Here is a 473-nt window from a genome sequence, read left to right on the forward strand (position 1 = left end):
TATCTGGTATTTTATATAATGTATGATCTTTTTGATTATGGTATAAAAAAGTATTTTGTCAACAAAACCTCCGATTTATTTTTTAATGTATTGATTTTTTTTGCTCTTAGTGTATGTTGTTTTTTTCTGATATACACTCTGATTTTTCCAAGAAAGAAGTTCTTTCACAGAGTTATTGTGAATGAAAAAGGGATTTCTATTTATAATTGCAAAGAAGAAATCGTTAAAGAAGTTTTATATTCCAATCTTCAGCCTTCCCGACAGGGTTCTTATTCAGATGTGCATCACAGAGATAATGCAAAACTGACAAAAACAACGATTGTTACGCATACAAAAAATGAAATGGGAACAATAGAAGAAGACGTTATTGATTTGTATTTTGATTATTTCATGATTAAGAACAGATACGAGCTTCACAGGCATTTTCTCCTGGGAATACAGACTTTCCGCCCGGATCTAAAAATCCATCCTTC

At 30.9% G+C, this 473-nt stretch carries 1 protein-coding gene; it reads left to right on the plus strand.

What is annotated here, in order from left to right; translation table 11 throughout:
- Positions 1-177 precede the first annotated feature (177 nt).
- On the plus strand, positions 178-473 hold a 296-nt coding region (locus tag A1704_RS24310), incomplete at its 3' end, for a hypothetical protein (RefSeq protein WP_131797532.1).

The organism is Chryseobacterium cucumeris, from assembly GCF_001593385.1.
Taxonomy (GTDB): Bacteria; Bacteroidota; Bacteroidia; order Flavobacteriales; family Weeksellaceae; genus Chryseobacterium; species Chryseobacterium cucumeris.